This is a genomic window from Streptomyces sp. NPDC058459 (assembly GCF_042721685.1).
Lineage (GTDB): Bacteria > Actinomycetota > Actinomycetes > Streptomycetales > Streptomycetaceae > Streptomyces.
On record NZ_JBHXLV010000306.1, the window covers coordinates 1 to 5,310 of the forward strand.

7 protein-coding genes are annotated in these 5,310 nt (G+C 70.8%); all 7 read left to right on the plus strand.

The window, feature by feature from the left end:
- The first annotated feature begins 104 nt into the window (after nucleotides 1–104).
- The gene (locus ACFWN1_RS31335) at nucleotides 105–749 is read left to right on the plus strand and encodes an HAD family hydrolase (RefSeq protein WP_384369502.1); all 645 of its coding nucleotides are present in this window, start codon (nucleotides 105–107) and stop codon (nucleotides 747–749) included.
- A 41-nt stretch (nucleotides 750–790) separates the two neighbouring features.
- Nucleotides 791–1,372, plus strand: coding sequence for a hypothetical protein (locus ACFWN1_RS31340; RefSeq protein ID WP_384369505.1), 582 nt, complete (start codon nucleotides 791–793; stop codon nucleotides 1,370–1,372).
- 85 nt (nucleotides 1,373–1,457) lie between these two features.
- A complete protein-coding gene (locus tag ACFWN1_RS31345; RefSeq protein WP_384369508.1) occupies nucleotides 1,458–2,663 on the plus strand; it encodes an MFS transporter in 1,206 nt (401 codons plus the stop codon).
- A complete protein-coding gene (locus ACFWN1_RS31350) occupies nucleotides 2,614–3,786 on the plus strand; it encodes an acetoin utilization protein AcuC (RefSeq protein WP_384369511.1) in 1,173 nt (390 codons plus the stop codon). The genes ACFWN1_RS31345 and ACFWN1_RS31350 overlap by 50 nt, the downstream gene beginning before the upstream one ends.
- 88 nt (nucleotides 3,787–3,874) lie before the next feature.
- Nucleotides 3,875–4,690, plus strand: a complete 816-nt coding sequence (locus ACFWN1_RS31355) for a phosphatase (protein ID WP_384369514.1) — start codon at nucleotides 3,875–3,877, stop codon at nucleotides 4,688–4,690.
- A 129-nt stretch (nucleotides 4,691–4,819) separates the two neighbouring features.
- The gene (locus ACFWN1_RS31360; RefSeq protein ID WP_004984898.1) at nucleotides 4,820–5,032 is read left to right on the plus strand and encodes a helix-turn-helix domain-containing protein; all 213 of its coding nucleotides are present in this window, start codon (nucleotides 4,820–4,822) and stop codon (nucleotides 5,030–5,032) included.
- A 132-nt stretch (nucleotides 5,033–5,164) separates the two neighbouring features.
- Nucleotides 5,165–5,263, plus strand: coding sequence for a 30S ribosomal protein bS22 (locus ACFWN1_RS31365; protein WP_003948845.1), 99 nt, complete (start codon nucleotides 5,165–5,167; stop codon nucleotides 5,261–5,263).
- Nucleotides 5,264–5,310 lie beyond the last annotated feature (47 nt).

The following is a 5,310-nucleotide window of genomic DNA, read 5'->3' on the forward strand; positions in this document are numbered from 1 at the left end:
TGCAGGGGGGACCCTGTGGGAGAGTAGGACACCGCCGAACTATATTTGAGGGAAAACCCCCGCACCTTTTGGTGCGGGGGTTTTCTGCGTTTAGGGTCGGGGATATGCGCTACGACCTCATCCTTTTCGACAATGACGGCGTCCTGGTGGACAGCGAGCCGATCTCCAACCGGCACCTCGCCGCCTATCTGACCGAGTTGGGGCACCCGACGACGTACGAGGATTCGCTCCGGGACTACATGGGTGCCGCGATGCACCGCGTGCACGACCTGGTGCTGGAACGGACGGGGGAGCGGCTGCCCGCCGACTTCGACGACGTGTTCCACGCTCGGGTGTTCGCGGCCTTCGAGGCGGAGCTGCGGCCGGTGGCCGGCGTCGAAGGTGTGCTGGAGAAGCTGGCCGCCGACGGAACGCCGTACTGCGTGGCCTCCTCCGGGAGCCATGAGCGGATTCGGGTCGGGCACCGGGTGACCGGTCTCGACCGGTGGTTCGAGGACGACCGCGTCTTCAGCTCGCAGGACGTCGGCCGGGGCAAGCCCGCCCCCGATCTGTTCCTGTACGCGGCGGAGCGGATGGGGGTCGCCCCCGAGCGTTGCCTCGTCGTGGAGGACTCCCCGCTGGGCGTGCGGGCGGCCGTGGCGGCCGGGATGGACGTGTACGGGTTCACCGCGATGACCCCGCCGGAGAGGCTCGCCGGGGCCACTCGACTGTTCGCGGACATGGGGGAGTTGGCCGACCTGCTGGTGTGACCGTGGCCATGTTGTCCGTGGCCATCGGGCGGAGCTGACGGATGTCATGCCGACCTCCGGGCCTTCGTTTCTGTCGGCAGGAGCCTCTCCGCCGGGAAGCTGAGGGCACGACGAAGAACGCGGGGAACCAGGGCCACGACCAGCTGCGTCGGCCGAGCGCGCTGGACAACTTCAAGCCGCTGCTCATCGATGTCGCGCTGCCGCTCGGCCCGTACTACGTCTTCAGGGAAGCCTTCGGGATGAGCACCTTCGCCGCTCTCGCCTGGAGCAGTGTCGGGCCTGCGGCGCGGACCGTGTGGAGTGGGGACGACGCGAGGGGCGGTGCCTGGCGGCGGCTCACCTCCGGGACCGCGGCCGGCTCCGCCGGCTGCCGGCGCAAGGAGCGGGCGTTCTCCCTCGTCTGGGGTGTGGCGCTGTTCCTCGAGTGCGTGGCGCGTGCGGTGGGGGCGTACACCATTTGGGTCGACACGCTGGTGTGGCTCGGTGGGGTGTTGATGGTCGTGGTGATGGTGGCGACCTTCGTCGTCTGGGGCGCGGTCGCGGTGGCGCCGATGGGGCGGATGCTGGGCGAGGAGGCCGCCACGGTGCCGGCCGAGCCCGGACGCGAGAAGGCCGCGGCCTGACTCGGCACCGGCCGGCCGAAGCTGAGCCCAACTCAGCTTTGGCCGGATCTGTTCAGCGCACCGCCGGAGCCCTACGCTCGCCGCCATGACTGAAGTGCTGCGGCGCGGCAGGGCCTCGCTGGCGTTCGGTTTCTTCACCCAGGGCGTCGCCTTCGCCCTGCTGGTGACGCGCATCCCGGCCGTGCAGGAGCGGTACGGGGTCTCCGACGCGGTGCTGCCGGTCTTCCTGGCCGCCGTGCCGATCCTGGCCGGAGTCGGGAGTGTGACGACCGAGCGGCTGGTGCGGCGGGTGCGGCCCAGCCGGCTGCTGCGCTGGTCCCAGCCGGTGGTGCTGCTGGCGCTGCTCGGTGTCGGGGCCGGGGATCAAGTGGCGGAGTTGGCCACGGCGTTGGGGGTGTTCGGGCTGTCCGTGGGAATGCTGGACGCCTCCATGAACATGCTCGGGGTGAGCCTCCAGCGGGCGTACGGACGCAGCATCATGCTGAGCTTCCACGCGGCGTACAGCCTGGGCGGAATCCTCGGGGCGTCGCTGGCCTGGGTGGGTGCCCACGGGGAGTTGGCGTTGTGGATGTCGTATCTCCCGGCAGCTGTCGTGCTGTTGCCGGCGGTGCTGGTGGGGAGCCGGTGGTATGTCGACGGTGAGGGGGAGCCGGCGCAGGCGGGGGAGGGCCAAGGTGTGGCGTTCCGGGTGTTGTTGCCGCTGTGTCTGGTGATGACGTTCGCGTACATCGGGGACTCGACGGTGTCCAACTGGAGTGCGAAGTACGTGAAGGACGTGCTGGGCGGGTCGGAGCAGGCGGCGACGGTTCCCTACAACGTGTACATGGTGACCATGTTGGTGGGCCGGGCCGTGGGGGATGTCGGGGTGCGGCGGTTCGGGGCCGTGTCGGTGGTGCGGCTGGGGGCGCTGGTGGCGGCGTGCGGGTTCGCGGTGGTGGCGGTGGCGCCGGGGGCCTGGGTGGGGATGCTCGGGTTCACCCTGCTGGGGATCGGGCTGTGCGTGCTGGTGCCGCAGACCTTCGCGGCGGCCGGCAGGCTGTTCCCCGGAAGGTCGGACGCGGCGATCGCGCGGCTCAACATCTTCAACTACGTGGGTTTTCTGGTCGGTTCGCCGTTGGTCGGGGCGCTGGGCGACGCCTGGAGCTACCGGGGCGCGATGCTCGTACCGATGGCGCTCGTGCTGGTGACGACGGTGTATGCCCGGTCGTTCGGGTCCGGGGGCGACCGATACGGTGGCGGGCATGAGCGGCCGCGCACAGCTGATGTGGGACGAGGCAGTAACGGGCTATGACTTCGGCCCGGACCATCCGATGGCTCCGGTGCGGCTGGACCTGACCCGGAGGCTGGTGGCGGCCCTCGGCCTCGACCGGGAGCTGGAGATCGTCGCGGCCAGGCCGGCCGGGGAGTCGACGCTGCGGCTGGTGCACCGGGAGGACTACATCGACGCGGTACGGGCCGCGTCGGCGGACCCGGGTGCGGCGGACGGGTCGTACGGTCTCGGGACGGTCGACGATCCTGCGTTCGCCGGGATGCACGAGGTGTCCGCGCTGATCGCGGGGCAGTCGGTGGCGGCGGCCGAGGCGGTGTGGCGTGGGGACACGGACCACGCGGTGAACTTCGCGGGCGGGCTGCACCACGCGATGCCGGGCGGGGCGTCCGGGTTCTGTGTGTACAACGACGCGGCGCTGGCCATCGCCCGGCTGCTGGAGCTGGGTGTGGAGCGGGTCGCCTATGTGGATGTCGACGTGCATCACGGGGACGGGGTGCAGGCGGCGTTCTGGGAGGACCCCAGGGTGCTGACGGTGTCGCTGCACGAGCATCCCCGGACGCTGTTCCCGGCGACCGGCTGGCCGCAGGAGACGGGGGCCGGGGCAGGTGAGGGCGCGGCGGTGAACGTGGCGCTGCCGGCCGGGACCGGGGACGCCGGGTGGCTGCGGGCGTTCCACGCGGTGGTGCCGGAGCTGCTCGCGGAGTTCCGGCCGCAGGTGCTGGTGTCGCAGCACGGGGCGGACACGCACTTCGAGGACCCGCTCGCGCATCTGGCGGTCTCGCTGGACGCGCAGCGGGCGGTTCAGGTGGCCTGTCACGAGCTGGCGCACACCTGCGCCGACGGCAAGTGGCTGGCGCTGGGCGGCGGCGGGTACGCGGTGGTGGACGTGGTGCCGAGATCCTGGACGCATCTGGTGGCGATCGCTGCCGGACGGGAGATCGCGCCGGAGACGGCGATCCCGGAGGGCTGGCGGCAGGAAGTGTACGCGCGGACGCGGCAGTTGGGGCCGCAGCGGATGACGGACGGCCGCTGGCCGGTGGGGTACGCGGCCTGGGAGTCGGGGTACGACCCGGCCGACCGGCTCGACCAGGCGGTGCTGGCCACCCGGCGCTCGGTGTTCCCGCTGCGGGGGCTCCTGGCCTGAACGGCGCGGCGCGTAATCGTTGGGCCGGCCGTGCGGTCTTCGCCCGTTCCGCCTCCGGGCGGCCGCCCGATGGGCCACGATCGCAAGCGTGTCGGACTCCGGTGCCCTGCGCGCGCACCTGCTGGCTGCTCACCTCGCCGGGGAGGTCGCCACCACGCGGGAGGACAGCCTGCGCAACTACCGGCTGTTCGCCGCGCGGGACCCCCGCGCGCTGATCGGGATCGATCCCGAACGGTCCTGGGGGCAGCGGGAACTGCTTGAGCTGATGGCGGACCGGTGCGGGGTCTCGTCCGACCCGGCGCGTACGTCGGGCCGGGACGTGATCGACCCGGAGCGGACCCTCGCCGCGCTGGACGCCTTCGCGGGGGTGATCGCCGACGCGGTCCGGCGGGGGGTGCCGGTGCTGTTCGGTACCGGGCACCCGCGGCAGCTCCTGGGGTTCTACGCCGCGCTCGCGGACGCGGTGTCGGCGGCGGGATGTGAGATTCTCACCCCCGCGCAGGGTCGCTGTGTCGACATATTGACCCGGTTCGGTCTACGCACACACCATCTCGACTACGTACGAGGGGTTGCCCTGGTGCGGGAACCGGCGAGCGGGCGCCGGGGTGGTGAGCCGGGCGCGCACAGCCATTCCCCGCTCCCGGTTCGGCTCGCGCTGGCCGCCGCGGCGGAGTCCGGCGGGCCTTTGCCGGGGCTGGTGGTCGGAGATCACGGATGGGTCTGCGGTGCAGGTCAGCTGGGGTTCGAGGCGATCGGTCTGGCCGACTCGGACGACCCCGCGCCGTTCGTCGGCGAGGCCGAGGGGACGGTGTCGGTCGTCGTTCCGCTTGATGACGCGGTGCGGTCTGGTCACTACCGCCCGCTCACCCGCTACGTACTCAAACGAGCCTGTCTGTCACAGTAGGCGGCCGATGGGGACACCTCTTCCCCATTCGCATCACCCGCCCCTAGTCTGGGGAGTGAGCACGCAACGACGAAGAGTCACCGGAAGGGGAAGCCGGTGGCCGTCGAGTGCGGAAGGTTCAGGTGTGTCATGGCTGCAGCAGGCGAGAGGCCGTTGAACGAGGTCCAGTTCCTCACCGTGGCGGAAGTGGCCTCGGTGATGCGAGTGTCGAAGATGACCGTGTACCGGCTGGTGCACAGCGGTCATCTGCCCGCGATCCGGGTGGGGCGGTCGTTCCGCGTCCCCGAGCAGGCGGTTCACGAGTATCTCCGCGAGAGCTACGTGGGGGTGGAAACGGCCTGACGGCGGTCCGGAAGATCCCGGAACAACCCTCGATTACGACCACGGCACAAGGGCGGGTAGGCTGACCCCTCGTAGGTCGTATGGGCCCATGGCGCCCAGCAACCGAGTCATGAGAAGTGAGCGAGGGTAGTCGTGGGCTCTGTAATCAAGAAGCGGCGCAAGCGGATGGCCAAGAAGAAGCACCGCAAGCTGCTCAAGCGTACGCGCGTCCAGCGCCGCAACAAGAAGTAAGCGGCACCGCGCGCAGACGCGTCCCCGGTGGCCCCCCGTCCGACAAG

Bases quoted from the DNA above. Each gene is read 5' to 3' on its own strand.
- ACFWN1_RS31335 (WP_384369502.1), top strand. From the start codon at position 105: ATGCGCTACGACCTCATCCTTTTCGACAATGACGGCGTCCTGGTGGAC.
- ACFWN1_RS31340 (WP_384369505.1), top strand. From the start codon at position 791: ATGTCATGCCGACCTCCGGGCCTTCGTTTCTGTCGGCAGGAGCCTCTC.
- ACFWN1_RS31345 (WP_384369508.1), top strand. From the start codon at position 1,458: ATGACTGAAGTGCTGCGGCGCGGCAGGGCCTCGCTGGCGTTCGGTTTC.
- ACFWN1_RS31350 (WP_384369511.1), top strand. From the start codon at position 2,614: ATGAGCGGCCGCGCACAGCTGATGTGGGACGAGGCAGTAACGGGCTAT.
- ACFWN1_RS31360 (WP_004984898.1), top strand. From the start codon at position 4,820: ATGGCTGCAGCAGGCGAGAGGCCGTTGAACGAGGTCCAGTTCCTCACC.